The organism is Georgenia sp. G2120 (genome assembly GCF_055326485.1).
On record NZ_JBUZNL010000007.1, the window covers coordinates 119,346 to 143,263 of the forward strand.

The 23,918-nt window shown below is 72.7% G+C and carries 30 protein-coding genes and 4 tRNA genes; 12 read left to right on the top strand and 22 right to left on the bottom strand.

Annotation, left to right across the window (positions count from 1 at the left end; genetic code table 11):
• Positions 1–5 precede the first annotated feature (5 nt).
• Complete coding sequence (gene thrS, locus ACZLMO_RS09725) at positions 6–2,138, bottom strand: threonine--tRNA ligase (RefSeq protein WP_463653614.1); 2,133 nt, start codon at positions 2,136–2,138, stop codon at positions 6–8.
• 139 nt (positions 2,139–2,277) lie between these two features.
• On the opposite strand from thrS, the gene ACZLMO_RS09730 reads away from it, so the two are divergent.
• Positions 2,278–2,847: a hypothetical protein gene (locus ACZLMO_RS09730; protein ID WP_463653615.1), complete on the top strand. Its 570-nt coding sequence runs from the start codon at positions 2,278–2,280 to the stop codon at positions 2,845–2,847.
• 134 nt (positions 2,848–2,981) lie between these two features.
• Here ACZLMO_RS09730 and ACZLMO_RS09735 read toward each other — a convergent pair.
• From ACZLMO_RS09735 to ACZLMO_RS09745, 3 genes are all read right to left on the bottom strand, one after another.
• Positions 2,982–3,053: transfer RNA gene (locus ACZLMO_RS09735), tRNA-Val, on the bottom strand.
• Between the two features lies 1 nt (position 3,054).
• A tRNA-Cys gene (locus ACZLMO_RS09740) sits at positions 3,055–3,125 on the bottom strand.
• A gap of 55 nt (positions 3,126–3,180) precedes the next feature.
• Positions 3,181–3,252 (bottom strand) — tRNA-Gly (locus ACZLMO_RS09745).
• 182 nt (positions 3,253–3,434) lie between these two features.
• Here ACZLMO_RS09745 and ACZLMO_RS09750 point away from each other — a divergent pair.
• The 4 genes from ACZLMO_RS09750 to ACZLMO_RS09765 all read left to right on the top strand — a co-directional run bounded on the left by ACZLMO_RS09750 (position 3,435) and on the right by ACZLMO_RS09765 (position 4,599).
• Positions 3,435–3,509: transfer RNA gene (locus ACZLMO_RS09750), tRNA-Val, on the top strand.
• A 108-nt stretch (positions 3,510–3,617) separates the two neighbouring features.
• Positions 3,618–3,971, top strand: coding sequence for a DUF6907 domain-containing protein (locus tag ACZLMO_RS09755; protein ID WP_463653616.1), 354 nt, complete (start codon positions 3,618–3,620; stop codon positions 3,969–3,971).
• Entirely contained in the window at positions 3,968–4,273 is a 306-nt protein-coding gene (locus ACZLMO_RS09760) for a hypothetical protein (RefSeq protein WP_463653617.1), read from the top strand. The genes ACZLMO_RS09755 and ACZLMO_RS09760 overlap by 4 nt, the downstream gene beginning before the upstream one ends.
• Positions 4,274–4,389: 116 nt before the next feature.
• On the top strand, positions 4,390–4,599 hold the full coding sequence (locus ACZLMO_RS09765; protein ID WP_463653618.1) for a hypothetical protein: 210 nt from the start codon (positions 4,390–4,392) through the stop codon (positions 4,597–4,599).
• 3 nt (positions 4,600–4,602) lie between these two features.
• Here the strand turns inward: ACZLMO_RS09765 and ACZLMO_RS09770 are convergent, their stop codons facing one another.
• The 15 genes from ACZLMO_RS09770 to ACZLMO_RS09840 all read right to left on the bottom strand — a co-directional run bounded on the left by ACZLMO_RS09770 (position 4,603) and on the right by ACZLMO_RS09840 (position 13,702).
• Positions 4,603–5,169 (bottom strand): bifunctional DNA primase/polymerase, encoded by a 567-nt coding sequence (locus ACZLMO_RS09770; RefSeq protein WP_463653619.1) that lies wholly within the window; start codon positions 5,167–5,169, stop codon positions 4,603–4,605.
• A 544-nt stretch (positions 5,170–5,713) separates the two neighbouring features.
• Positions 5,714–5,899 (bottom strand): hypothetical protein, encoded by a 186-nt coding sequence (locus tag ACZLMO_RS09775; protein ID WP_463653620.1) that lies wholly within the window; start codon positions 5,897–5,899, stop codon positions 5,714–5,716.
• A 9-nt stretch (positions 5,900–5,908) separates the two neighbouring features.
• A complete protein-coding gene (locus ACZLMO_RS09780; RefSeq protein ID WP_463653621.1) occupies positions 5,909–6,718 on the bottom strand; it encodes a hypothetical protein in 810 nt (269 codons plus the stop codon).
• A gap of 14 nt (positions 6,719–6,732) precedes the next feature.
• Complete coding sequence (locus ACZLMO_RS09785; protein WP_463653622.1) at positions 6,733–7,062, bottom strand: hypothetical protein; 330 nt, start codon at positions 7,060–7,062, stop codon at positions 6,733–6,735.
• 1 nt (position 7,063) lies between these two features.
• Positions 7,064–7,252 (bottom strand): hypothetical protein, encoded by a 189-nt coding sequence (locus ACZLMO_RS09790; RefSeq protein ID WP_463653623.1) that lies wholly within the window; start codon positions 7,250–7,252, stop codon positions 7,064–7,066.
• A 68-nt stretch (positions 7,253–7,320) separates the two neighbouring features.
• On the bottom strand, positions 7,321–7,470 hold the full coding sequence (locus ACZLMO_RS09795) for a hypothetical protein (protein WP_463653624.1): 150 nt from the start codon (positions 7,468–7,470) through the stop codon (positions 7,321–7,323).
• On the bottom strand, positions 7,467–7,757 hold the full coding sequence (locus ACZLMO_RS09800; RefSeq protein ID WP_463653625.1) for a WhiB family transcriptional regulator: 291 nt from the start codon (positions 7,755–7,757) through the stop codon (positions 7,467–7,469). The genes ACZLMO_RS09795 and ACZLMO_RS09800 overlap by 4 nt, the downstream gene beginning before the upstream one ends.
• Positions 7,754–9,310 (bottom strand): DUF3631 domain-containing protein, encoded by a 1,557-nt coding sequence (locus ACZLMO_RS09805; protein WP_463653626.1) that lies wholly within the window; start codon positions 9,308–9,310, stop codon positions 7,754–7,756. Before ACZLMO_RS09805 ends, ACZLMO_RS09800 begins: the two co-directional genes overlap by 4 nt.
• Complete coding sequence (locus ACZLMO_RS09810; RefSeq protein ID WP_463653627.1) at positions 9,307–9,567, bottom strand: hypothetical protein; 261 nt, start codon at positions 9,565–9,567, stop codon at positions 9,307–9,309. The genes ACZLMO_RS09805 and ACZLMO_RS09810 overlap by 4 nt, the downstream gene beginning before the upstream one ends.
• Entirely contained in the window at positions 9,564–9,893 is a 330-nt protein-coding gene (locus tag ACZLMO_RS09815; RefSeq protein ID WP_463653628.1) for a hypothetical protein, read from the bottom strand. The genes ACZLMO_RS09810 and ACZLMO_RS09815 overlap by 4 nt, the downstream gene beginning before the upstream one ends.
• The gene (locus tag ACZLMO_RS09820) at positions 9,886–10,101 is read right to left on the bottom strand and encodes a hypothetical protein (RefSeq protein WP_463653629.1); all 216 of its coding nucleotides are present in this window, start codon (positions 10,099–10,101) and stop codon (positions 9,886–9,888) included. Before ACZLMO_RS09820 ends, ACZLMO_RS09815 begins: the two co-directional genes overlap by 8 nt.
• A complete protein-coding gene (locus ACZLMO_RS09825; protein WP_463653630.1) occupies positions 10,098–10,346 on the bottom strand; it encodes an excisionase family DNA-binding protein in 249 nt (82 codons plus the stop codon). Before ACZLMO_RS09825 ends, ACZLMO_RS09820 begins: the two co-directional genes overlap by 4 nt.
• A gap of 98 nt (positions 10,347–10,444) precedes the next feature.
• Positions 10,445–10,720, bottom strand: coding sequence for a hypothetical protein (locus ACZLMO_RS09830; RefSeq protein ID WP_463653631.1), 276 nt, complete (start codon positions 10,718–10,720; stop codon positions 10,445–10,447).
• A 170-nt stretch (positions 10,721–10,890) separates the two neighbouring features.
• A complete protein-coding gene (locus ACZLMO_RS09835) occupies positions 10,891–12,039 on the bottom strand; it encodes a tyrosine-type recombinase/integrase (protein WP_463653632.1) in 1,149 nt (382 codons plus the stop codon).
• Positions 12,040–12,238: 199 nt separating this feature from the next.
• Positions 12,239–13,702 carry a serine hydrolase domain-containing protein gene (locus tag ACZLMO_RS09840; RefSeq protein ID WP_463653633.1) on the bottom strand — a complete coding sequence of 488 codons (1,464 nt, stop codon included), beginning with the start codon at positions 13,700–13,702 and terminating at the stop codon, positions 12,239–12,241.
• Positions 13,703–13,747: 45 nt separating this feature from the next.
• Between ACZLMO_RS09840 and ACZLMO_RS09845 the strand changes: the two genes are divergently transcribed.
• Positions 13,748–14,383, top strand: coding sequence for a TetR/AcrR family transcriptional regulator (locus ACZLMO_RS09845; protein WP_463653634.1), 636 nt, complete (start codon positions 13,748–13,750; stop codon positions 14,381–14,383).
• Between the two features lie 75 nt (positions 14,384–14,458).
• On the opposite strand, the gene ACZLMO_RS09850 is transcribed toward ACZLMO_RS09845, so the two are convergent.
• Positions 14,459–15,175: a TetR/AcrR family transcriptional regulator gene (locus tag ACZLMO_RS09850; RefSeq protein WP_463653635.1), complete on the bottom strand. Its 717-nt coding sequence runs from the start codon at positions 15,173–15,175 to the stop codon at positions 14,459–14,461.
• A 127-nt stretch (positions 15,176–15,302) separates the two neighbouring features.
• Between ACZLMO_RS09850 and ACZLMO_RS09855 the strand changes: the two genes are divergently transcribed.
• On the top strand, positions 15,303–15,965 hold the full coding sequence (locus ACZLMO_RS09855; RefSeq protein WP_463653636.1) for a DUF4386 family protein: 663 nt from the start codon (positions 15,303–15,305) through the stop codon (positions 15,963–15,965).
• 61 nt (positions 15,966–16,026) lie between these two features.
• The gene (locus tag ACZLMO_RS09860; protein ID WP_463653663.1) at positions 16,027–16,560 is read left to right on the top strand and encodes a sugar O-acetyltransferase; all 534 of its coding nucleotides are present in this window, start codon (positions 16,027–16,029) and stop codon (positions 16,558–16,560) included.
• A 45-nt stretch (positions 16,561–16,605) separates the two neighbouring features.
• On the opposite strand, the gene ACZLMO_RS09865 is transcribed toward ACZLMO_RS09860, so the two are convergent.
• On the bottom strand, positions 16,606–17,742 hold the full coding sequence (locus ACZLMO_RS09865) for a cytochrome P450 (protein WP_463653637.1): 1,137 nt from the start codon (positions 17,740–17,742) through the stop codon (positions 16,606–16,608).
• 113 nt (positions 17,743–17,855) lie between these two features.
• Here ACZLMO_RS09865 and ACZLMO_RS09870 point away from each other — a divergent pair, with 113 nt between their 5' ends.
• Positions 17,856–18,893, top strand: a complete 1,038-nt coding sequence (locus ACZLMO_RS09870; protein ID WP_463653638.1) for a YeiH family protein — start codon at positions 17,856–17,858, stop codon at positions 18,891–18,893.
• 67 nt (positions 18,894–18,960) lie between these two features.
• Here the strand turns inward: ACZLMO_RS09870 and ACZLMO_RS09875 are convergent, their stop codons facing one another.
• Positions 18,961–19,269 (bottom strand): DUF2249 domain-containing protein, encoded by a 309-nt coding sequence (locus tag ACZLMO_RS09875; RefSeq protein WP_425714112.1) that lies wholly within the window; start codon positions 19,267–19,269, stop codon positions 18,961–18,963.
• Between the two features lie 51 nt (positions 19,270–19,320).
• On the opposite strand from ACZLMO_RS09875, the gene ACZLMO_RS09880 reads away from it, so the two are divergent.
• The 3 genes from ACZLMO_RS09880 to ACZLMO_RS09890 are packed head-to-tail and all read left to right on the top strand — an operon-like array spanning position 19,321 to position 23,892.
• Positions 19,321–19,986 (top strand): helix-turn-helix transcriptional regulator, encoded by a 666-nt coding sequence (locus ACZLMO_RS09880; protein WP_463653639.1) that lies wholly within the window; start codon positions 19,321–19,323, stop codon positions 19,984–19,986.
• Positions 19,979–21,178 (top strand): hypothetical protein, encoded by a 1,200-nt coding sequence (locus ACZLMO_RS09885; protein ID WP_463653640.1) that lies wholly within the window; start codon positions 19,979–19,981, stop codon positions 21,176–21,178. Before ACZLMO_RS09880 ends, ACZLMO_RS09885 begins: the two co-directional genes overlap by 8 nt.
• Positions 21,175–23,892, top strand: coding sequence for a multicopper oxidase domain-containing protein (locus ACZLMO_RS09890; protein WP_463653641.1), 2,718 nt, complete (start codon positions 21,175–21,177; stop codon positions 23,890–23,892). Before ACZLMO_RS09885 ends, ACZLMO_RS09890 begins: the two co-directional genes overlap by 4 nt.
• Positions 23,893–23,918 lie beyond the last annotated feature (26 nt).

Consider the following 23,918-nt stretch of genomic DNA (forward strand, 5'->3'; position numbering starts at 1 on the left):
TCGGCTCAGGCTCCCGCCGGGGCCCCGGCGTCGGAGGAGGCGTCGGCCGCGCCCCCTGCCGAGGCGTCCTCCGAGGCGTCGTGCGGTGCCGCCGGGTCGGCGTTCACTCGCGAGCGGATGTGGGCGACGATCTCGGCAACGGCGTCGTCGACGGGCACCTGGTTGCGCTGGCTGCCGTCGCGGTAGCGGAAGGACACAGCGCCCGCCTCCTCGTCCTCGCCGCCGGCGATGAGGACGAACGGGGCCTTGACCTTCGCGGCGTTGCGGATCTTCTTGCCGAACCGGTCGTCGGACAGGTCGAGGTCGACCCGGACACCCTCGGCGCGGAGCTTGTCCGCCACCGAGGACAGGTGCCCCTCGAAGGCCTCCGCCACGGGGATCCCAAGGACCTGGACCGGGGAGAGCCAGGCCGGGAAGGCGCCCGCGTAGTGCTCGAGCAGGACGCCGAAGAACCGCTCGATCGAGCCGAAGAGCGCACGGTGGATCATCACCGGCCGCTGCCGCGAGCCGTCGCCGGCCGTGTACTCGAGCTCGAACAGCTCGGGCTCGAAGAAGTCGAGCTGGATGGTGGACAGCTGCCAGGTGCGGCCGATCGCGTCCTTGGCCTGGACGGAGATCTTCGGCCCGTAGAACGCCGCGCCGCCCGGGTCGTCGACGAGCTGGAGACCGGACTCGGTCGCGACCTCCGCAAGCGTGCGGGACGCGTCCTCCCAGGTCTGCTCGTCGCCGACCGACTTCTCCGGGTTGCGGGTCGAGAGCTCGAGGTAGAAGTCGTCGAGCCCGTAGTCCTTCAGCAGGTCGAGGACGAAGGTGAGCAGACCGGACAGCTCCTCCTTCATCTGCTCGCGCGTGGTGTAGATGTGCGCGTCGTCCTGCGTGAAGCCGCGCGCCCGGGTGAGGCCGTGGACCACACCGGACTTCTCGTACCGGTACACGTGCCCGAACTCGAACAGCCGCATGGGCAGCTCGCGGTACGAGCGGCCGCGCGAGCGGTAGACGAGGTTGTGCATCGGGCAGTTCATCGGCTTGAGGTAGTAGTCCTGGCCCTGCTTGGTCACCTGACCGTCGGCGCCGACCTCCTCGTCGATGTGCATCGGCGGGTACATGCCGTCGGCGTACCACTCGAGGTGCTTGGAGGTCTCGAAGAGGTTCTTCTTCGTGATGTGCGGGGTCTGGACGAACGAGTAGCCGGCCTCGACGTGGCGGCGACGCGAGTACTCCTCCATCTCCATGCGGATCATCGCGCCCTTGGGGTGGAACACCGGCAGGCCGGACCCGATCTCGTCCGGGAAGGAGAACAGGTCAAGCTCGGAGCCGAGCCGGCGGTGGTCGCGGCGCTCCGCCTCGGCGAGCCGGTCGAGGTAGGCGGTGAGCTCGGGCCTCGTCGGCCACGCGGTGCCGTAGATGCGCTGGAGCTGCGGGTTCTTCTCCGAGCCGCGCCAGTACGCGGCGGCCGATCGCATGAGCCTGAAGCCGTTGCCGATGAGCCTCGTGCTCGGCAGGTGCGGGCCCCGGCACAGGTCGCCCCAGGCCACCTCTCCCCCGCGCCGCACGTTGTCGTAGATCGTCAGCTCGGCGCCGCCGACCTCGACGCTCGCGCCCTCGGCCACCTGGGTGCCGTCCTCGGCGGCCCCGCCCGAGCCGGGACCGCCGGCGAGCGCGACGAGCTCGAGCTTGTACGGCTCCCCGGCCAGCTCGGCGTTCGCTTCCTCGAGGGTGACGACGCGGCGCACGAAGGTCTGCCCCTCCTTGACGATGCGCCCCATCACCTTCTCCAGCTCCTTGAGCTGCTCGGGCGTGAAGGGCTCGTCGACGTCGAAGTCGTAGTAGAAGCCGTCCGTGATCGGCGGGCCCACGCCGAGGCGGGCCTCCGGGTTGACCTGCTGGACCGCCTGGGCGAGCACGTGGGCCGCGGAGTGCCGCAGGATCGAGAGTCCGTCCGGGCTGTCGATCGTCACGCCCTCGACGACGGCGCCGTCCGGCAGCGTCCCGAGGTCGGTGACGAGGTCGCGCAGCTCACCGTCCACCCGGAGGGCGACGACGTCGCGACGGTCCGCGAAGTGGTCGGCACCCGTCGTCCCCGTGGTCACCTCGAGCAGCTCGTCGTCGAGGCGGACGGACACGGGCGCTGCAGACATGCGGGGCTCCTAGGAACGGGGACGGGTGCCGGCCCATGCTACCGACGCCCGGGCAGCAGTACCCGTGCATATCGCCCACGCGAGCCGGTGACCTCGGGGGACGATCGGGGCGGCAGGGACACGACGAACGGGGAGCTGGATGACGACGCGACCGGCGAGGGCCACGACGACGGACAGGCGGCCACCCCGCACGAGGCTCGCGGCGCTCGGCGTCCTCGGGGCCGTGCTCGTGCTCGCAGCATGCGGCGACGACGTCGCGGACCCCACCGGGACCGCGCCGACGGAGCCCGAGAGCCTGACCACGGTCGGGACCGGCGTCGGCGGCTGGAGCGAGGAGCCCGACCCGATCGGCGACGTCCCCGTCGACGAGATCACCGCTCTCATCCGGACCCAGGACGAGTACGACGCGTGGCTCGACGGCCTCCCGTCCCCCGAGATCGAGACCGAGACCCTGACCGCGGACGTCGACTTCGACACCTCCGTCGTCCTCACCTACGCCCAGCCGGTCTGCGACGAGTCCCTCCGCGTGGTCACCGACGGGACGGGAGCGGTCGGCGGCCATGCTGTCGCACCGACGGAGCCGGACGAGCAGTTCGAGTGCGAGATGAACTGGTTGCGGATCATCGTCCGCGAGATCACGCTCGACGAGCTCGGGGTCGACTCCGCCGACGACGTGCGGTACGACCCGTCGATCCTCGAGGACTCCTGACGGCCTACGCGGCCGTCGTCGGGACGCGACGGGCGCAGGGTGACGATCGTCATGCGGCTCCCTGGACGGCATCGGAGGGGCGCTCGGCCGGAAACGTCGAAGCCCCCGACCTGTTGGTCGGGGGCTTCGTCCGGTGGGCGATACTGGGATCGAACCAGTGACCTCTTCCGTGTCAGGGAAGCGCGCTACCGCTGCGCCAATCGCCCGAGGTGGCGACGGGATTCGAACCCGTGTGTACGGCTTTGCAGGCCGCTGCCTCGCCTCTCGGCCACGCCACCATGAGGTCCATGCCCCCTCTCGGGGACATGCTCCCACGTGGTGGTGGGACCTCCGAGCGGATGACGGGATTCGAACCCGCGACCCTCACCTTGGCAAGGTGATGCTCTACCCCTGAGCCACATCCGCATCGCACCTGGGCCGCGTGGCAGCCCCTCGTGCGACCAGAACCTTAACCATCGGTCCCGGCAAAACTCAAACCAACCGGGCCTGTCTGGAGGGTGAACGCTGTCACGTCCGTCGAGGTCGTGATCAGGGCCGTCGATCGGATAGAGTTGACGACCGTCCCCGTCGCGCGAGCGGCAGGGCGCGGGCGATTGGCTCAGTGGTAGAGCGCCTCGTTCACACCGAGGAGGTCACTGGTTCGAACCCAGTATCGCCCACCAGTACGAGACTGCCCCTGACCTGCGGAGACGCAGAGTCAGGGGCCGTTCTCGTTGGTCCGCGTGTCCCACACGTGTCCACGGTCGGCCCCCCGATGAAGGGGACCCGCAATGAGCACCACGACCACGACGACCACGACCCGCCCGAAAGTCCCGCCGATCGTCTGCCAGCCTTGGTGTCGCGACGGCGACGGGCACGTCGACGAGGTCCACGTCGACGACCAGCGTTGCCAGTCTGAGGACGACAGCACGGTCCGCAGCCTCGCCCCGAAGTGGGACGACGTCAACGGGGGTTGGCACGCCCGGCAGGTGGACGTCTTCTGCTGGGCCGGGCCTCGCGAGCCGGCGGCCGTCGTGCTCTACCAGGCTGACGACGTCGAGCTGCGCTTCACGGCCGCCGAGGCTCGGGCGCTGGCCCGGTCGATCGCGGAGACCGCGGACCTGCTTGAGGGGACGGACCGATGATCACCACGGCCACGATCCCGACGCACCGACCCTGGTGCGACCCCGACGTGTGCACGACCGACGACGGGGTGTGGACGATCCACCGATCCACGCCAGTCAGGCTCTCCTACCGCGGAGGGTCCCTCGAGGCGTATGTCTCCGACGTCGAGAACCACGACGGTCACGAGCCCGACGAGCCGGTCGGTGTATGGCTCGAGGGCGGCGCACAGGACGTCATCACGGCCGCGCAGGCACGCGAGATCGGGACCACCCTCCTCGCGCTCGCCCAGCAGGCCGAGGACGCCGTCGCAGCGGGCCGCTGAGGGTCGCCCAGGGGTACGCGCTTCTGTGTACCCCTGGGCCTCCCTGAGCGGCTCGCGCATAGCTGCGCCGCCAGATAGCGTCATGGCTCCTGGCACCAACTCGACGAGGAGACGCCATGCAGACCCGCAGAGAGGCTTTGAACGAAGCCCGAGCCAATATCGGCAACGGGACAACAACGGCTGCCGAACTGTCCGAGCGTGCGCATTCCGACGAGATCCGTCAGCTCGCCAAGGCGGTGCACCAGATCGGATATGGAGCCCAGCAGATCGCGTTGGCGCTCACGGACCCGAAGATCAACGACCTAGATCTCGACCGTCGATTCTGAGCCTCACCAGTCCAATGCGGGGCTGAGGTCTCCGAGGGTGCTCGCCGAGCCGGCCCACCGGTTCCCGGTCACGGTGACGTACCGGTCGCGGCTGTAGGTCTCGACGCTGACGCCGTTCACGGTGCGCACGGTCCCCGGGGCCTCGGGGAGCAGTCCGAGGACGTGGAGCCCGCGGCCCGAGGGCGAGATCTCCACGTAGGTCCGCGGCAGGGATGCCAGGAGCTCGGCGGCCGCCGGGTCGAGCCGGCCACGGGTGTCGAGGACGTGGTCGAGGTCGAGCGCACCGATCCCGTCACCGAGGACGAAGCCGATGCCGTCGCCCCGGGTCGAGCTCTTCACGGCCGTGTGCGACGTCCAGGTCGTCGGGTCGGTGACCGAGGCGGCGAAGCCGGCGACCGTGACGGGGCGCTTGCCGAACCGGCGGACCCACCGGTCCCGTGAAGTCAGCTCGACCGGGAGGCGGCCGGCGCGCTCGTATCGCTTCCGGCAAGCCTCGGTGCAGTACTTCCGCGGGCGCCCGCGACCACCGATCGGCAGAGGTTCGGAGCACTGCATGCAGGTGAGGACCACGCGCCCCATACTACCGCAGAGCGTCCGCTTATTCACGCTTGACCTGCGTAAACGCAGGCCCGTCCATCGTCGCAAGGATCTAGGACCTCGAAGAGTCTCGGAGGGGCGCGCCGGTGGTCCGGGGAGCGAAAGTGGCTCAGATCGGCGCACAGGAGGCTCGTCGGGCCCGAGAAAAACGAGGGAGCGCCGCATGCAGTTTCGGAACTGCTATCCGGCGGTAGGAGGGCGACCGAGGGGCGGGGGGTCACCCCCCACCCTCGTCGGCGGTCGGTGCTCGCTCACCATACTTCGGCGGCGCGAGCTCGTCGCGTTCCTCGTCGTCGCGTCGACGAACATCGCGTCGACGAACATCGCGTCAGCGCGGACGACTCGACCGAACGGACTCACTGAGTCACGTCCGGCCGAGTCGCCGTCGTGCGCTGGTCGGGTCATCGCTGGAGGTGATCGCTCTCCGACCATCGTTCCGCGACGCGTTCACCCGGGTTCGCTTCACGGTGACGTTGACGCACGATCCCCGGCTCGGCGGCCGGGAGTTGGTGGAGGCTCACGCCGCGGGTGGGTCGGGGGCGTCGTCCCCGGACCCGACGTGGCTCTCACCCGCGACGGGGTGGAGCCTGATCGCGTGCCCGGCGGCGACGAGGTGGTCGGCGCGGGCGGCCGGGATGATCCCTACTTCCCCGACGGTGTGCCGGCCGTTCGTGCGGAGGTACTGCACTTCGACGTTCGTCATCTCGATCTCCTATCGGCTGTACGGGTAGATGACCCGCCGGTCACGCTGGCGGGCCTGGTCGGCGGCATCCACCACGCTGGTGGGGTCGGCGGCCTCGGCCCGGGCGGCCTCGGTCTCGGTGTAGATGCCCGGGGTGGACCCGCCCTGGGCGATGTGGACGAAGCCGGCGAGGGTGTCGTCGGGGCGTCCGCGGTGTCCCATCGACGTGTCCCACTCCCAGCACGACGTCTCCCGTTCGGTGGCCGCGATGCAGCGCAGCCGGCGCAGCTGGATGGCGACGGAGTGTGCCTGACGCAGTCGTGCATACGCGCGCTGTGCCTCGACCCGGCCCGTGAGCAGGGCGTCGGAGTTCCGGTCGCCGGGCCGGATCGTCGCCGCCATGCTGGCCGGGATGTCGGCCAGCACGCGGGCGGCGAGCTCGTCCACCACGGGGCGCAGGATCTCGGTGACCCACCGGTCTTCGAGCTCGGCGAGCGCGGTGCGCGCCCGAGATGCCAGGCGCGCGCGGGCCTTGGTGTAGATGCCGTGCAGGGCGCTGGACCGGTCGGCGGCGAGCGTGGCGGCCACCGCCGCGGAACGGACCTCGTCCACGCCGATGGTGCCCTCGGCGTACTTCTGTGCCGTCGTCGTGGTGAGTGCGTCCGAGCCGGCCAGGTCGGCGGTCGCGGTCGTGGCGATCTCCCGGTCGCGCTCGGCGAGCTTGCGCGCCGCGGCGATCTCGGGGTGGTCGAGGTTGCAGCCGAGCTCGTCGAGGGTGTCGAGCAGCTGCATCATCGACTTCATGTCGGGGCGGGGCTTCTCTCTCAGGTCGAGAATCATGGGTCGCTCTCCTGTCAGTAGTTGCCGAACATGCGACGCGCGAGGCCGTCGAGGTCGGTCGGCTCGGGGGCGGGCTCGGGCTCGGGCAGCTCGAGGTGTCCGTAGCGCTCGCCGAGCCGGCCGAGGGCGTCCTCGGCCTCCCGACGGGCAGCGAGGAAGTCGCCGGTCTCCCGGTGGGCGTTGATCTTCCGCGCGGCGCTGGTGACCTCGGCGCGGGCGGCGACCGGGATCGTGTCCAGCTCGGCCTTCGTGGGCGTACCGCCCGACGAACCGAGGTCGTGCAGCAGCTGGTTGAGCGGGTGCTCGCGGGTCCGCCAGTTCGGCGGGGTGGGGTCGTAAGGCATGTCAGTTCTCCTCTTGTGCGGTCCGACGCCGGGCGGCGACGGAGGTCTGTGGGGTCAGGGCGTGCGCCGCGCGCCGGATGGCGTCGGCACGTTCGGTCGCGGTCAGGGCCGCGGGGATCCGGTCGGAGACGAGAGCGCCGTCGACGCGGAACGGGCTCGGGATGCCGCTGGCCGGAACCACCGGCTTCACGGCCGGTTCCTGCGGCGGGCGCCCCGGCCCGCGGACCCGACGCCGGCCGGGGTTCGCGCTACGGGCGGTCACCAGGTGCTCGCCTTCTCGCCGGCGCCGAAGCACGTGCACCGGACGGTCGCGGGGTACGCGAGCTCGCGGCCGCACCGCGGGCACGTGGTGTCCGCCTCGGGCTCGTCCCACGGCCACGGCGGGAGATCAGTCGGGATCGGGATCATGCGGTCCTCCGTCGGGTCTGTCGTCTCTCGGTGGGGGTTAGGCCGCCCCAGACGCCCACGGGCTCGTGGAACGTCAGGGCGTAGTCGCGGCACCGGTCCAGCAGCGGGCAGTCGGCACACAGCCGGGCGACGAACCGGGCGTCGTCGGCGTCCTCCGTCGTCCACAGCGGGTCCGGGTTCGTCAGGCACGGAACGTCGCGATGGTCGGCCGCCGCGATCTCCGCGAGCAGCCGGGCGTGCGCGGCGAGCTGGTCCTCGGTCGCGGTCATGGGCAGCGGGGTCGTCATGCGGCACTCCCGGTGTCGCAGGACGGGTGTGTGCCCGTGCCGTCGTCGAACGCGAGGGCGGTCCCGCAGACCGAGCAGGTGGTCGCGGCCTGCGGTTCCCCGCGTGTCTCGCCAGGAAGGGCGACATCCGCGACAAGCGCGACACTGGACTGTTTGCCCTGGTCAGAGGTCTGATCGGTGTCGCGGATCGTGTCGCGCTTCTCCGCGGGTGTCGCGGAATCCGCGACAGCTTCCGCAACGCTGTGACCTGCGATGTCGCCCGTGTCGCGGATGTCGCGCTTCTCCGGGGAACCTGTAGGCAGGTACCGCTGCCAGGCATCCCAGAGGTCTTCGCGCCGGTACCCCTTCCGCACTCCGAACGGGGTGCGGACGTCGGTCGAGCTCGCGCCGTAGCCGGTGAGCATCTGGGCCAGCTTGCGCGGCTTGAGCCCTTCGCCGTACAGGTCGGCCCACGGGGCTTCGTCGAGCTCGCCCAGGGCGGTGAGGATGTCCGCGGTGGACATCACCGACTCCCCCGCCGGCCATACCGAGCGCAGGTCCCCGAGCAGCCGTACCCCGAGGCTCACGCTCGAGGCCGGCTTGTCGGCCACGAACTGCAAGCACGCGGCACGTGCCCGCTCGGGCCACGATCCGCCGGCCGCGTCGGCGACCATGATCAGCGGCTCCCACACGTCCGCGTCCCTGTCCTCCACGCCCTCGGGCATCGACGGGTAGACGAGCTCACCGGTCGACCCGGCCCACTCGGACAGCCGGCCCTGGATCGCCTCGCCGGTCGGGCGGTGGAGGCGGTCGCGCCAGGGCTCGACCCGCTCTCCGGGCGCGCGGCGCTTCATCGGCAGGACGATGGACCTCGACATCAGGGTGTCGGGCAGGTTCCCCAGCCCGGCCATCGCCACCGGGGTGAACACGCGGAAGGACTGGACCTCGTCCCTGTTCTTCCCGCCGACCCGCTGGACGACCGCGCCGACCCGATAGCCGTTGTTGATCACGCGCCGCAGATCCTCGGTCCCCTCGGCCTTGGACTTACCGGTGAAGATCGCGTCGACCTCGTCGAGCAGGATGGTCGGCTTCTGCTCGTCGACGATCCGGAAGAACGCCGACATCGACAGGTCCAGCGCGAGCAGCGGGTTCGCGCACAGCACGTCGAGCACCTCGAGCACCCGGGTCTTGCCCGAGCCCGGCTCCGGGGACAGGCACGCCAGCCGGCCGGTCGTCTCGAGCTGGTCGACGAAGTGCGTGTGCGCGGCCCACAGAGCAACAGCGGCGTAGGCATGCTCGGACGGCAGGACGCAGAACCGACGAACGAACGCCTCGAGCTCGTCGAGCACCGCAGACCCGTCCTCCACGACGTTGTCGTGCACGGCCTCGCCCGCACCAGGCTCAACCGCCTCGGGCCACTCCCGGTCCTCGCCGTCCACGTGTTCCACGGACTCCGCGACATGCGCGACGTCCGCGACGTCCCTGCCGACCTCGAACGGGTCTTCTCCACCGGCGGCGTCCTCCGCGGCCGGCTTGTCGAACAGGGAGTAGATGCTCAGCTTGTCGTCGCTCACGCGATCCCCCGATCCGCGAGCAACGCCCGCTGACGAACCGCACGTTCGTGCTCACCACGACGCTCGGCGAGATCGGCATACGGACCTCGGTCGGCAGCACCTCGAGCGGACGCGACCGCGACCCGCTGGATCGCGGCGAGCTCGGACTCCTCTCGCCGGCGACCGACCTCGACCCCGGCGACATAGCCGGCCTCGTACCACTCGAGCGCGATCTCCTGAGCGCGCGGGGCCATCGCCCACAGGTCTGGCGAGATCACCGAACCACCCCCACGGGGACGATGCGCGAGAGCACGATGTGCGCGACGTGGCCCCGGTCCTCGGCGCGACGAACAGCACGTTCGGCGGCCGCGAGAGTGAGGTGCACGCGACGCACGTGCCGGTCGGCGTAGGTGTGCGTGACGACCACGAACGCCCCGTTCGCGCACGCGGCCGCATCCTCGGGAGTGAACGTCGGCAGGGGCGTGGCGACCGGGCCGACGTCGACGGTGGTCGGTAGACTCGATCGCGGGTCGCCACCCTGGAAGTTGTTCCGCTCGCCCTCGGTCTCTCCACCGGGGGCGGCGGTGTTTCTGGGCTCAAGCAACGCGACCACCGCCCACCGCGACGTGACGGTCGATCTGCGCCGCGATCCACGAGGCCGGCGGCAGCATGGCGAACATCGGTCCGGCGGCGACGCAGCCCTCGCCCCCCGGGATCAGCCGGTAGCGGCCGCTGTCCACACCGTCGGCGAGTGCGAGGTCGTACAGGTGTCGGCCCTCGTCGAGCAGGGCCTCGTGGCGCGATGCGCTCATCGGGCACCACCGCCCGTCGTGGGGATGCGGCGGAGCAGGGCGTCGACGTCGTTGAGGTCGATACGCAGCATCCGCTTGCCGACGCGGTAGGCCGGCAGCTCGCCGGCGGCGATCATGCGCCGGATGGTGCGATCGGTGATGCCGAGGTGTTCGGCGGCGACTGCCTGTGACACCCAACGCCGTTCGGTCGGCGTCGACCTGTCGGCGGCGTGCTGTCGGTCGAGGACTGGAGTGCTGGAGGGCATGACTGCCGTCCCCCTTCGGGGTCCGGCGGGTCGCTATCTCTCCCGCGTCCGCACTCTCCAGTGCAAGCGCTACGTACTGACAGACCGGACTCTACCGGTCAGGACTGCACCTGATGCGTAACGGGTCCGCCCGGTGTGTCGCCGAGTACAACGTGCCGGCGTCCCGCGTCGAGGTCCGAGCGGATCGCGGCGACGGTGAGGACGCGCGAGACGTGCGAGACGTGTCGGCAGCTCGTGAGATTCGCCAGCGACGAGGACCCGGCGAGCACTGCGAGATCGTCGAGCGGGATCGCGAAGTCGGTGGTGCTCTCGGGCACTCGGCGCCCGTGCGCGCGCTCCGCCGGGCGGTACAGCAGGTGTGTCCCATCGTTCATGGCGTACACAGCCAGGAGTAGGCAGCCGCGGTTGCTGCCCCGCCGCGCGGACGAGCACCGATACTCGAGCGCTGGACCCCTGCCGTCAGACTTCCGCAGGAGGCGGGCGACGGCTGTCCAGCGGGGCCGCTCGTCCCCGACGCGTCGATTCACGGTCGCCTTGTCTTCCATCACGCTGCACCTCCCCCCGCGAGCTTGGATAGCGCCGCGGCGATCTCGGCATCGCGGCCCTGGGCGACGTGCTGGTATCTCAGCGCGGCGCCCGGGCTCGAGTGCCCGAGCCGGCCCATGAGCTCAGCGAGCGTGGCGCCGGTTTGAGCGGCCAGTACGGCGCCTGTGTGCCTCAGGTCGTGCCAGCGAAGATCGGGCCGTCCTGCGGCCTCCCGGGCGGGATAGAACGACCGGTACAGCGTCGAGGTCGCGAGGTGGCTCTCGCCGTCGGCGGCGGGCCACAGCAGCGCATCCTTGCCCGGGCGGACGTGGTCGTCGAGGTGGTCGCGGATCGCCGGCACCAGGTGCGGCGGGATCGCGACGTCGCGGACGCCGGCCTCGGACTTCGGCGTGCCGACGACCGTCCGCCCGTTGACGCGGACGACCGCCCGGCGGATCCGCAGCAACCCGAGCTTGAGGTCGACGTCGCGACGACGGAGCTCGGCCAGCTCGCCGAACCTCAGCGCGCACCACGCGGCCACGAGCACCATGCTCCGGTACTTCTCCGGCATCGCGACGACGAGGGACTCGAGCTCGGGGAGCGACGCCGGTCGGATCTTCCTCGATCGCTTCGCGGTCCCCGCTCCGCGGATCTGGCACGGGTTCCTCGAGATCAGCTCGTCGCGCTCGGCCTGGCCCATGATCGTACGCAGCAGGGCGTAGGCGTGCGCTCGCATCGTCGGCGTGCTTGTCGCGGTCAGCGTGTGCCACTGGCGCACCTGCGTCGATGTGACGCTGCCGAGGCCGAGGCCGCCGAGCTGCGGGAGGAGCAGGCGGTCGAGCAGGTTCCGGTAATGGGCGCGCGTGCGGGGCTTGAGGTCCCGATCCCGCAGCCACGCCTCCGCGTACTGCCCGAACGACACAACGGCCTTCCTGGCGGCCTCCTGAGCCGCCCGGCGGTCGGCCGGCGAGGTCCACGCTCCCGCCCCGACGAGGCGACGCTCGTCGACGAGCCACGCCTCCGCATCGCCCTTCGTGTCGAACGTCCACGGGGCGTTGTGGCGCAGCGGATCTCCGTTGGGTGCGCGTCGCCCCTCAGGGTCCGTGTACCGCGCCCGGTACCGCCCGCTCGGCAGCTTGGTGATCTGTCCGAACTGTCGTCGCGCCACTGGTGCCGTCCTCAGATCGTGTCCACTACGTGTCCCTTCATAGGCTACTCGTGTCCCCTTGTGTCCGGTGGAGGCGCGCGCTACTGTTCCGAGTATCCGCAGGTTGACGGGCTAGATCGCAGGTCACACCCAGTGACGCGAGTCCGGGAGGTCACTGGTTCGAACCCAGTATCGCCCACCCGTACGGCACGGCCCCTGATCAGCGGACACGCTGCTCGGGGGCCGTTCTCGTCCGTGCCCGACGACGCAGTCCCGTGACGACGAGGACGAGCGCGACGACGACCCATCCGACGATGCCGGCGACCGCGGGGACAGCGGCGTCCGGGGTCCAGACGCGGAGCACGTGCCAGGTCGCGCCCTGGAGGCTCGGGGCGAGTGCGAGCAGCACCACCATCGCGGCGGCGACCACGCCGAGGACGATCCGGCCGGTGCGGCCGCGCGGACGCCCGAGACCGTGCGCGACGAGGGAGAGCACGGCGAGCCCGACGGGCATGAGCAGCACCCAGGGCAGGGCGGAGAGGAACGGGTCGCCGCCCGAGGGTGTCGCCTCCCCGCCGTCGTCGATGGCAGCGATGTCCGCCGCCGCGGCCGCGAGGCTCGGCGCACGGCTCTCGGCGTACGCGTTCGCGAGGACCACGACGGCGCGGTCCTCGTCCGGGACGGGCAGGACGTGCGCGAAGTAGCCGGGGGTCGCTCCCGTGTGGTGCACGTGCGTCGGCTCGGCGTCCGTGTCGATGCGCCAGCCGTAGCCGTAGGACTGGTCGGGCCCGGACTCGACCTGCGGCGACCAGGCGCTCTCCCGCGTCCCGCCCGGGCGCAGCTCGCCCTCGAGCTGGGCGGCCGCGTAGGCCACGAGGTCGTCGAGCGTGGAGACGACGTAGCCGTAGGGCGCGCCCGAGGGTTCCGCCGGCGGGGCGTGGGAGACGCCGAGCCCGAGCATCTGGCGGTGCCCCGGCGGGAGGTCGATCCCCTCCTCGCCGCTCGCTCCCGTGCCCGCCATGCCGGCGGGCCCGGTCACGCGCTCGTGCAGCACGTCGGCGAACGGCTGCCCGGTCACCTCCTCCACGAGGGCACCGAGCACGAGGTAGTTCGCGCTGCTGTAGGCGTACTCGCCGATCGTCCCGGAGTGCTCGAGCCGGCCGGCGCCGTCGGTCACACCCTCCTCGCTGCGCCCGCGCTCGGAGACGTCGAGACCGTCGGCGGCCGTGTAGCCGGCCGTATGGGTGAGCAGCTGCTCGACGGTCGCGTCGTGCTCGACCTCGTCGAGGTGGTCCCGCACGGGGTCGTTCAGGGCGAGCTCCCCCTCGTCGACGAGCTGGAGCACGACGGCGCTCGTCATCGACTTGGCGACGCTTCCGACGAGGAAGGGCGTGGATGACGTGACGGGGTCGCCGTCGCCGTCCTCGCCGAGCACGTGGGTCTCGACGTCGCCCCCGTCGACGACGGCCGCCGCCACCCCGGGCAGGCCGTTCTCCTCCTGCCACTCGCGCAGGTAGGCCTCCACCGGGCCGTCACCGCCCGCCGCTTCCTCATCCTCCGCAAGGATCTCGCCCTCAGCCGCACTCTCGACCGGGACCGGGTCGGGCACGGAACCCGCCGCCGGGACCGCCGCGCCCACGAGCATCATCGACAGAGCTGCTGCTGCCACACGTCGTCGAGTCATCGGACGACCATAGCAATACGTTCATACTTTTATTAGGGTGCCGACATGCCCCGCACCGCCGACCACGACGCCCGGCGCGCACAGATCTGCGCGGGAGTCCGGCGCTCGGCGCTGGAGGTCGGGCTCGCCGGCGTGACCATGAGCGGGGCCGCGCGGGCGGCGGGCGTCTCGGTCGGGCTCGTCCAGCACTACTACGAGTCGAAGGAGCACCTGCTGGTGGACACCCTCCGCCGCGTGCTCGCCGACGTCCAGACCCGGGTCGACCGCGCGACCGCGCTCGCGGAGTCGAGGGGCGCCCGCATCGAGCACATGATCGGGGCAGGTCTCGAGCAGCTGCTCCCCCTCGACGCCGGGCGGCAGGAGGAGGCGCGGCTCCGGCTCTCGTTCGCCACCTTCGCCCTCGACGACGAGGCGCTGCGCGGCCACCAGCGTGAGTTCTCCCGGATCATCCGCGACCGCCTGGCCGGTGCGGTGCGGAACGGCACCGAGTGCGGCGAGGTCCCTGACCCGGCCGACGTCGATCCGCAGGCGGAGGCGGTCGCGCTGCTCGCTCTCGCCGACGGACTGTGCGGCCAACTGCTCATCGAGGGCGGGCCGGACGATCGGGCGCGTGCGCGCGGGGTGGTCGCCGCACGGATGAGCGTCCTGTTCCCCGGGGCCTGCACCCACGGGCAGGGGTGACCCGGGCGATCGGCACGACGAGCACCGGGGCGTCGCGCCACGGGATGCCCACGGCGGGTCACGGCCACGTGCCCGCTACCCCTCGTGGCGCAGCCGCTCGAGCCCGTCGAGCACGATCGTCAGGCCGACCTCGAACGAGTCGCCGAAGTCGTAGCCGGGCGCGAGGACGTGCTCCTGGGCGAGCTCCGCCATCCGGGGCACCCGCTCGAGCGGGATCCCGCTGAGCGTCTGCTCCGCCTCGCCGATGCCGGCCGCCGCGAGCTCGGCCTCCTGCAGCGCGAAGCCGTAGACGAACGCGTCCACCACCGCGTAGGCATGGGCCGTGGCCGGCACCGAGAACCCGGCCGTCCGCAGGACGTCGAGCACGTTCTCGTGATGCTCGAGCGTGGCGGGTCCGGGGCTGCTGCGCGTCTCCATGAGCGCGAGCGCCCACGAGTGCCGCCCGAGGGCCGCCCGCATCGAGCGGCAGCGCCGGGTCAGCTCGTCTCGCCATTCCTCCCCCGGCGTCATGAGCACGATCTCGTCGAAGACCGCGTCGACGAGCGCATCGAGCAGCTCCTCCTTGTGCGCCACGTGCCGGTAGAGGGCCATCGGCCGCACGCCGAGCTCGTCGGCGAGCGATCGCATCGTCAGCGCCCCCAGTCCGTCCCGGTCCGCGAGCCCGACGCCGGCGCTCACCACCCGCTCCCGGCTCAGCCGGGCCCGGGGGCGCCCCGCGCTCGTCCGGTCCTCCATGACGACCTCCATCTCCTTCGCGCACGTCGTCCACCTCGGGCCGTGCGCGTCGCGCACGTGCGCACCTCGCCGCCCCCTCGAGCTCGGGCCAGGACACCACGCCGCACTCGCGAGCCCGGGGTGGCGCGCCCGCGCGCGGGTCGAGCCTCTTGTCGCCGACCCACCGATAGTGTACTAAGTACACATGCGCTCGAGCACCCCCGTCTTCCCCATCTCCCCCGCCCCGTCCACCGCCGCCGCGCCGCTCACGCCCGGCACGGCACGCACACGCCGGTCGGCACGGCCGTCCCTCGTCGCCGCCGCGGCCCTCACCGCGATGGCGGTGCTCGCGCCGATCGCCACGTTCGCCTTCCTCCCGGACGGCCGAACTTCGGTCGCCGGTTGGCTCATGCTGGTCGTCGCCGCGCTCGACGTCGTCGTCGCGCTCGCGCTCATCCCCGTGCTCGAGCCCGCCGGTCGCACCCTCGCCCGCGTCTCCGCAGCGCTGCGGCTCGGCTACGGCCTCGTCCTCGGGTACGCCGCGGCCGGCCTCGTGGTCGCCGGGGACGCCGAGCGGTTCGACCGGATCTGCGACCTCGCCCTCGGTGTCTTCGGACTCTCGCTGGTCGGCGTCGGCGTGCTGCTGTGGCGGCTCGCCGGCGCACCGCGGTGGCTCGCCGCGCTCGTCGTCGTCGCGGGAGCCGGGTACGTGGTCGACGCCGTCGTGTCACAGGTCGGCCCCGCGGGCGCGTTCGAGGTCAGCACGATCTCGTTCGTGGGCGAGGTGGCCCTCATCGTCTGGCTCGTCCTGCACGGGCTCCGGGCGCGCAGGGCCCTCGCCTACGCTCGTCGACGTGACGACGCCTGACCCCGAGCCGGACGCGACCTCCCACCACTTCCCGGGCGACCCCCGGTCGAACCGCGAGCGGATGCTTGCCGGAGACCTCTACGTCGCCGACGACCCCGAGCTCGAGCGCCTCCAGGAGGAGGCCCGCCGCCTCCAGGAGGCCTACCACCGGGCGCACAGCGCGGCCGACGGCACCGCCCCGGAGCTGCTGCGCCGCCTCCTCGGCCACGTCGGCGACGGCGTCGAGGTCCGGCCCCCGCTCTACGTCGACTACGGGAGCAACGTGTCGATCGGCGCCGGCTCGTTCGTCAACTACAACCTCATGGTGCTCGACGTGGCGGCGGTGACGATCGGGCAGGACTGCCTGATCGGGCCGAACGTCCAGCTCCTCACGCCCACGCACCCGGTCGCGGCCGAGCCGCGCCGGGCGAAGCTCGAGGCCGCCGCGCCGATCACGATCGGGGACAACGTGTGGCTCGGCGGGGGCGTCATCGTCTGCCCGGGCGTCACCATCGGGAACGACTCCGTCATCGGCGCGGGCGCGGTCGTCACCAAGGACGTACCGGCGGGCGTCGTCGCCGTGGGCAACCCCGCGCGCGTGATCCGTCCGATCTGACCCGCCCGCCGCGCGCGGCCCCGGGGCGGACGGCCGTGCGCCCCGTCAGCCGAGGACGACCGGCACCCGGCGGTAGCCGCCGAGCGGTGCGGTCTCCCGCTCCGGCTCGCCGGCCCAGGTGATCGCCCCGCCCCGGGCGAGCAGCTCCTCGGTGAGGACGCGCAGCTCCATCGTGGCGAGCGGCCGGCCCGGGCAGACGTGCGGGCCGGTGCCGTAGACGAGGTTGTGCCCGGCGTTGCCCTCCGGGTCGAACCGGTCCGGATCGCCCACCACCGACTCGTCCCGGTTGGCGGACGTCCAGTGGAGCGTGACGACGTCCCCGGCAGGGATGTCCGCGCCCCCGACGCGCACGGGGCATACCGTCCGCCGACGGTTCGAGAGGAACGGGTTGTCGATCCGAAGGATCTCGTCGATCGCGGACTCGAGCTCGGCGGGGTCCGCGGCACGCAGGTGCTCGACGTGCCTCTCCTCCGCGGCGAGGAACGCGACGACGACGCCGGTGCACAGGGCGATCGACCCGAGATCTCCCCCGGTCCAGTTCCGCAGGATCGACGTGATCTCGTCGTCGCTGAAGACGCGGCCCGCGACGTCCTGGTGCATGAGGCGCGTCGTCACGTCGTCCGGCGCCTCGTCGCCGAGCGCGCGCCGCGGCTCGACCACGGAGGCGATGATCTCGTCGAACGCCGCCGCCACCGCGGCCGTGCGCGCCCTGTCCCGCGAGCGGGTGGCGGCGTGGTTCTCGGCCACCCAGTCCAGGAGCGGCGCCTCGAGCTCCACCGGCCAGCCGAGCCACGCGCTCTGGGCGCGCACGGCGAACCGCGCACCGAGCTCGACGGCGTCGACGATCTCCCCGGGCCCCACGCCCGCCACGAGCTCGCGGGCGATCGTGCGCAGGACCGGCTCGAGCCCGGCCAGCTCGCCGGGCGAGAAGAAGTGGTCGGTCGCCTCACGGACCGCTCGGTGCTCGTCGCCGTCGAGGCCGTTGGGCACCTGCAGGTGGGCGGAGACCGCGCTCGAGAACCGCTGGGCGTCCCGCGCGGCCTCGACGACGTCGCCGTGCCGCAGGAGCACCCACTGCTCGCGGTCGTTGCGCACGACCGGGTGGTCCGGCCGTAGCTCGTCGGTGTAGGCGCGCAGGTCTCTCCCTGCGGGGTCCAGCTGGTCAGGGACGTGGTCGGGCACGACGCTCCTTCCGTCTCGGGCGCGGCGCCCGCGCCTCGTCCTCGATGATGTCAGCCCGCGTGTCCGCGGACACGTCGCTCACAGGTCGGCCGGGCGGGCGCATCCTGTCGACCATGCCTGCCACCCGGTCCGACGCCGTTCGGGAGAAGCTGCCCGGTCTCGCCCTCGCCGCCGCGATCGCGGTGCTCGCCTCGCTCGTCGGGCGCGCGGTGCCGGTGGTGGGCTCCGCGGTCGCGGGGATCGTCATCGGCGTCGTGCTCGGTCAGCTGCGCCGGCCGGGCCCGGTGCTCTCGCCGGGCCTCGCCCTGTCCGCCAAGCGGGTCCTCCAGCTCGCGGTCGTCCTGCTCGGCATCGGCATGTCGCTCGGCCGGGTGTGGGAGGTCGGCGTCGACACGCTGCCCGTCATGCTCGGGACGCTCGCGATCTGCTTCCTCGCCGCCGTGCCGCTGGGCCGGCTCCTCGGGGTCTCGGGCGAGCTCCGCACGCTCATCACGGTCGGTACCGGCATCTGCGGCGCGTCGGCGATCGCGGCCACCGCCCCGGTCATCCGGGCCAAGGGTGCGAGCATCGCCTACGCGGTCTCGACGATCTTCCTCTTCAACGTGGCCGCCGTCCTCCTCTTCCCGCCGCTCGGCCGGGCACTGGGCATGTCCGACGAGGCGTTCGGGCTGTTCGCGGGCACGGCCGTCAACGACACGTCGTCCGTCGTCGCGGCGGCGAGCGTGTTCGGCGCGGCGGCCACGAGCTACGCCGTCGTCGTCAAGCTCGCGCGGACACTGATGATCATCCCCATCTCGGTCACGCTCGCGGTGCGCGAGCAGCGCCGGGAGCGCCGCGCCGCGGCCGGTGCCGGCGAGAACGTCGAGAGGCTCACGGTGGCCGGCGTCGTCGGGCTCGTCCCGTGGTTCCTCGTCGGGTTCCTCCTCATGGCCGCGCTGACCACGCTCGGCGCGATCCCCGGCTCGGTCCAGCCGTTCGCGGGGGACGCCGCGGCGTTCCTCATCACGATGGCGCTCGCGGCGATCGGGCTGCAGACGGACCTCGCCGCGTTCCGCCGGGCGGGCTGGCGTCCCCTCGCGTTCGGCGGCCTGCTCTGGGTCGTCGTCGCCGTCGCCAGCCTCGTCCTCATGCGGCTGACCGGCGCGTTCTGACGCCTCGTCCGCACGCTCGCCGACCCGCACGCGGACGAGGCTGGACGCGCCGGTGGGCGGTCGAGACTCAGCCCTCCCGACTCCGCCTGAGCTCGAGGACGAACTCCTCGGGGCCGCGCTCGCGGTAGCTGACGGCATACTCCCCCGGCGCACGCTGCTCGAGCTGGTCGAGCAGCGGAATCGGGTCGTGGGTCGCGCGGATGACGAGCCCACCCCCGGGGCGCAGCTGGCCGAGCGCGCCGAAGATCGCGCCGTGCCGGACGGCGTGCGGGATCTGCTGGACGTCCAGCTCGGGCAGGGCACCGTCGTCGTGGTGTCCGCAGGCGCACCCGCCCTGGCTCGTGGTCTCGGCGCCGATCTCGACGTGTGACTTCATCGTGCTCCTCCTCGGTAGGTGACGTGCTCAAACTTTACTACGATGAACCCCGTGGAAAAAACATCCGGGTCCGGGCCGCAGAACCGGCGCGCGCACTCCCACTCGCGCGCCCAGGTGCTCGAGCTCGTCCGCCGCAACCGGGGCGTCCGGCTCTCGGCGATCGCCCGGTTCACCGGCCTGCACGAGAACACCGTGCGCGGCCACCTCGAGGCGCTGCTCGACGAGGGTCTGGTCGAGCGCTCCCGCGGCACCGCGACCGGACGGGGCCGGCCGCCGTGGGTCTGGCGTCCCGCCCGGCCCGACGACGCCGGCTACGCCGGTCTCGCCTCCGCCCTCGCGCGCTCGCTCACCGGCCTGCCGGACGCGGGATCGATCGCGCACGAGGCAGGTCGCGCCTGGGCGGCCGATCTCGAGCCGGCCGAGGGCGCGACGAGCGCCGACGACGAGACCCCCTCGTCCCCGACCGCGATCGTCGTCGACCTCATGCGCCGGCTCGGCTACGAGCCGCAGCACGAGGCGGGGACGCCGCGCGTCACGCTGCACTCGTGCCCGCTCCTCGAGGCCGCCGCCGAGACGCCCGAGGTGGTGTGCGCGGTCCACCACGGGCTCGTCCGCGGGGCGCTCGAGGCGCGGGGCGCCGGGGATGTGCCCACCTCGCTCGAGCCGTTCGCCTCCCCCGGGACGTGCGTGCTGCGGGTCGGCGGCAGCGATGAGTGACGAGACCGCGACGCGCGCCGCTCCGCCCCCGGCAGCCCGGCCGGGCACCACGGGGACGGACGGCACGACCCCGGCCTCGCCGGCCGCCCACCCACGAACCGCCCGGCCGCTCCCGGCCCGCGCGCTCCTGCTCCTCCCTGGCGGCCTCGCGATGCTCGCGGGGCTCGGCGGCGCGCTCGCCCTGCTCGGTCTCGCACCCGACCTGCCCGGGGTGCTCGCCGACGAGCACGGCTGGCTGATGACGCTCGGCTTCCTCGGCACGGTCATCGCGCTCGAGCGTTCCGTCGCCCTCGACCGGACCTGGGGCTACCTGGCCCCCGCTCTGCTCGGGGCCGGCGGCCTCACCCTGCTCGCCGGGCGCGCAGAGGGTCGCCTGCTCCTCGCGGCCGGTGCCGTCGCTCTGGCCGTCACCTACCTGCCCCTGTGGCGGCGCACCCGGGACGACGCCGTGCTCGTCCAGCTCCTCGGTGCCGTCCTCGCCGCCGGCGCCGCGATCCTCGGCGCCCGCGGCATCGGGATGGAGGTGCTGCACCTGTGGCTGGCGGTCTTCGTCGTCGCGACGATCGGGGGCGAGCGGCTCGAGCTCGCCCGCGTCGCCATGCCGCGCAGCGCCGGGCGGGTGCTCGTCGGGCTCGTCGGCGCGCTCGCCGCGGCGTGCGCGGTCGCGCTGCTGTGGCCCGCGGTCGGGTTCCCGCTCGCGGGCGCCGCGACGCTCGGGCTCACGGGCTGGCTCGCGGTCCACGACGTCGCCCGGCGCATGGTCCGCCGTCCGGGTCAGCCCCGCTTCATGGCGGCCGCGATGCTCGCCGGGTTCGCCTGGCTCGCGGTCGCGGGGGCGATCTGGCTGCTCGGCCCGCCGGCCGACGCGGCCTACGACGCCGTCATCCACTGCGTGTTCGTCGGCTTCGCGCTCAGCATGGTGATGGCGCACGCGAGCGTCATCCTGCCCGCCGTCGTCCGCCGCCCGCTGCCCTACCACCGCGCCATGTGGGTGCCCGCGGGCCTCCTCCACCTCGGGCTGCTCGCACGGGTGTGGCTCGGCGACGGCATGGGCCTCACCGTGGTCCATCGCATCGGCTCGACGGCCACGGTCGTCGCGCTCCTGGGTTTCGTCCTGGTCGCCGTGGTCGCGGCCCTCACCGCGGGGCGGACCACCGCCGCGCCCCGCACGTCCGAGAGGACCCGTCCGTGAGATCCCCGTCCGCGCGCGGCTTCCGCCCGCTGCGCGACCTGCCCGCGCTCGTCTGGCTCGCCGCACTCGTCGTCGCCGTCCTCGTCCACCCGTGGGTGCCGGCGCCGCGCTGGCTCATGCTCCACCTCTTCTTCCTCGGTGCGATCACGCACTCGATCCTCGTGTGGAGCGAGTACTTCGCCACCGCGCTGCTGCGGGCCGGGACCGACCGCCGCGCGCAGGACATCCGGCTCGCTCTGAGCAACGGGGGTGCCGCCGTCGTCGTGGCCGGGATCCTCACGGACACCTGGGCGCTCGTCCTCGTCGGGGCCGCGCTCGTCGCGGCCGCCGTGCTCTGGCACGGGGCCTCGCTCGCCGTCCGGCTGCGCCGGGCGCTCGGGTCCCGGTTCGCGGTCACGGTGCGGTACTACCTGGCGTCCGTCGCGTTCCTCTGCGTGGGGGCGACGCTCGGCGTGCTCCTCGCGCGCGACCCGGCCGGGCAGACCTACGACCGGCTCATCCTCGCGCACGCCCTCGTCAACGTCCTGGGCTGGATGGGGCTGACGATCCTCGGCACCCTCGTCACCCTGTGGCCGACGATCCTGCGCACCCGCATGCTCGACGGCGCCGTCACCGTCGCCCGTCGCTCGCTGCTCGTCCTCGCCGGTGGGCTCGCCGTGGCCGCCGCCGGGGCGTTGACCGGCCGGCCCGAGGTCCTCGCGCTCGGCCTCGCCGGCTACGCGGTCGGCACCGCCTGGTCCGTGGCCCGGATGGCCCGCACCGCGGTGCACAAGCGTCCGACGACGTACGCCGCCTGGTCCGTCGCCGCCGGCGTCCTGTGGCTGCTCGCGTGCCTCACCTGGCTGGTCGTCGGCGCGCTGCGCGGAATCCCCGGCGACCTCGCGCCCGCCGCGGCCGCGCTCGACGATGTCGCCCCCTACCTCGCGGCCGGCGCGGGTGCCCAGGTGCTCATCGGCGCGATGTCCTACCTGCTGCCGGTCCAGCTGAGCCGGGGCCCGGCGTCGGCCCGCGCGGCGAACGCGGCGATGGACCGGGGGGCGGCGCTGCGGGTGGGCGTCGCCAACGCCATGCTCCTCATCTGCGTCCTCCCGGTGCCCTCCGCGGTCCGGGTCCTCGCCTCGGTCGCCTACCTCGTGGCGATGGCCGCGTTCGTCCCGGTCACGGTCGGGTCCGTCCGCGCCGCGCGTCGCAAGCGCACCGGCCCGACGGCGACAGGCCCGACGACGACCCCCGCGGTGCCACCCACCGACCCCGCCCCGGGCGGCACGACCGACGCGGCACGCGTCGGGCTCTCCGCGATGTCCGACGGCACCGCGCCCGCCGCCGCCACCTCCGCCTCGCACCGCCCCCAGCTCGCGGGCGTGCTCGTCGCGGTGCTCGGCGTCGTCGTCGCGGGGGTGCTCGTCGACCCCACCGCGGCCGGGCTCGGCACCGCCTCCGCCTCCTCGGTCCCGGCCAACGGGCGGACGGAGACCGTCGAGGTCGTGGCCGAGGGGATGACCTTCACCCCGGACCGCATCGAGGTCGAGGCGGGCACCGAGCTGATCCTCGAGGTGACCAATTCCGACGCCGGTCAGGTCCACGACCTCGTCCTGCCGACCGGCCACTCCACCCCGCGCCTGGCACCGGGCGAGAGCGCCACGCTCGAGGTCGGCGTCGTCGGGGAGTCGTTCGAGGGGTGGTGCTCGATCATCGGTCACCGGCAGCAGGGCATGATCCTCGACGTCGTCGTCTCCGGCGGGGTGGTGGACGCGTCCACGGGCGATGACGCCGATTCCTCGGCCGCGCACGGCGAGCACGGCTCGTCCTCCGACGTGTCGGAGAACGCGACAGTCGACCCCGCCGCTGTCCCGCCGGAGGAGTTCGAGGCCCGCGACGCCTCTCTCGAGCCGCTCCCGGAGGACCAGGGCCCGGTCACGCACCGGGAGACGTGGTCGATGACGGAAGAGGTGATCGAGGTGGCGCCCGGAGTGACCCAGCAGATGTGGACGTTCGACGGCTCCGCGCCGGGGCCGACCCTCCATGGCCGGGTCGGCGACACGTTCGAGATCACCATCGTCAACGAGGGGACCATGGGCCACTCGCTCGACTTCCACGCCTCCGAGGTGGCGCCGGACGGCCCGATGCGCACGATCGCGCCGGGCGAGTCGCTGACCTACACCTTCACCGCCAACCGCTCGGGGGTGTGGATGTACCACTGCGGCACGGCGCCGGCCTCGCAGCACATCGCCTCGGGAATGGCGGGCACGGTGGTCATCGAGCCGGAGGGACTGCCGGAGGTCGACCGCAGCTACGTCATCTCCCAGTCCGAGCTCTACCTCGGCGCCGAGGGCGGCGCGCTCGACACCGAGGCCCTCGCCGCGCAGCGGCCGAGCGCGATGACCTTCAACGGGTACGTCGACCAGTACCTGCACGACCCCCTCGAGGCCCGGGTCGGCGAACGCGTCCGGTTCTGGGTGATGGACCTGGGCCCGAACCGGCCGACCGCGTTCCACGTCATCGGCGGCCAGTTCGACACGGTGTGGACCGAGGGCGACTACCTGCTGCGGGACGGCGGTGCCACGGGCGACGGGGGATCGCAGGCCCTCGCGCTCGGCCCCTCCCAGGGCGGCTTCGTCGAGCTCTCCTTCGCCGAGCCCGGCAGCTACACGGTCGTCACGCACCACATGGTCGACGCCGAGATGGGCGCGCGCGGGATCATCGAGGTCGAGTGACGGCGAGGCGGATCGCCGCCGAGACC

Coding starts and splice junctions, on each gene's coding strand:
- thrS (WP_463653614.1), bottom strand. CDS start 2,138: ATGTCTGCAGCGCCCGTGTCCGTCCGCCTCGACGACGAGCTGCTCGAG.
- ACZLMO_RS09730 (WP_463653615.1), top strand. CDS start 2,278: ATGACGACGCGACCGGCGAGGGCCACGACGACGGACAGGCGGCCACCC.
- ACZLMO_RS09755 (WP_463653616.1), top strand. CDS start 3,618: ATGAGCACCACGACCACGACGACCACGACCCGCCCGAAAGTCCCGCCG.
- ACZLMO_RS09760 (WP_463653617.1), top strand. CDS start 3,968: ATGATCACCACGGCCACGATCCCGACGCACCGACCCTGGTGCGACCCC.
- ACZLMO_RS09765 (WP_463653618.1), top strand. CDS start 4,390: ATGCAGACCCGCAGAGAGGCTTTGAACGAAGCCCGAGCCAATATCGGC.
- ACZLMO_RS09775 (WP_463653620.1), bottom strand. CDS start 5,899: ATGACGAACGTCGAAGTGCAGTACCTCCGCACGAACGGCCGGCACACC.
- ACZLMO_RS09780 (WP_463653621.1), bottom strand. CDS start 6,718: ATGATTCTCGACCTGAGAGAGAAGCCCCGCCCCGACATGAAGTCGATG.
- ACZLMO_RS09785 (WP_463653622.1), bottom strand. CDS start 7,062: ATGCCTTACGACCCCACCCCGCCGAACTGGCGGACCCGCGAGCACCCG.
- ACZLMO_RS09795 (WP_463653624.1), bottom strand. CDS start 7,470: ATGATCCCGATCCCGACTGATCTCCCGCCGTGGCCGTGGGACGAGCCC.
- ACZLMO_RS09800 (WP_463653625.1), bottom strand. CDS start 7,757: ATGACGACCCCGCTGCCCATGACCGCGACCGAGGACCAGCTCGCCGCG.
- ACZLMO_RS09820 (WP_463653629.1), bottom strand. CDS start 10,101: ATGAGCGCATCGCGCCACGAGGCCCTGCTCGACGAGGGCCGACACCTG.
- ACZLMO_RS09825 (WP_463653630.1), bottom strand. CDS start 10,346: ATGCCCTCCAGCACTCCAGTCCTCGACCGACAGCACGCCGCCGACAGG.
- ACZLMO_RS09830 (WP_463653631.1), bottom strand. CDS start 10,720: ATGAACGATGGGACACACCTGCTGTACCGCCCGGCGGAGCGCGCGCAC.
- ACZLMO_RS09840 (WP_463653633.1), bottom strand. CDS start 13,702: ATGACTCGACGACGTGTGGCAGCAGCAGCTCTGTCGATGATGCTCGTG.
- ACZLMO_RS09845 (WP_463653634.1), top strand. CDS start 13,748: ATGCCCCGCACCGCCGACCACGACGCCCGGCGCGCACAGATCTGCGCG.
- ACZLMO_RS09855 (WP_463653636.1), top strand. CDS start 15,303: ATGCGCTCGAGCACCCCCGTCTTCCCCATCTCCCCCGCCCCGTCCACC.
- ACZLMO_RS09860 (WP_463653663.1), top strand. CDS start 16,027: ATGCTTGCCGGAGACCTCTACGTCGCCGACGACCCCGAGCTCGAGCGC.
- ACZLMO_RS09870 (WP_463653638.1), top strand. CDS start 17,856: ATGCCTGCCACCCGGTCCGACGCCGTTCGGGAGAAGCTGCCCGGTCTC.
- ACZLMO_RS09875 (WP_425714112.1), bottom strand. CDS start 19,269: ATGAAGTCACACGTCGAGATCGGCGCCGAGACCACGAGCCAGGGCGGG.
- ACZLMO_RS09885 (WP_463653640.1), top strand. CDS start 19,979: ATGAGTGACGAGACCGCGACGCGCGCCGCTCCGCCCCCGGCAGCCCGG.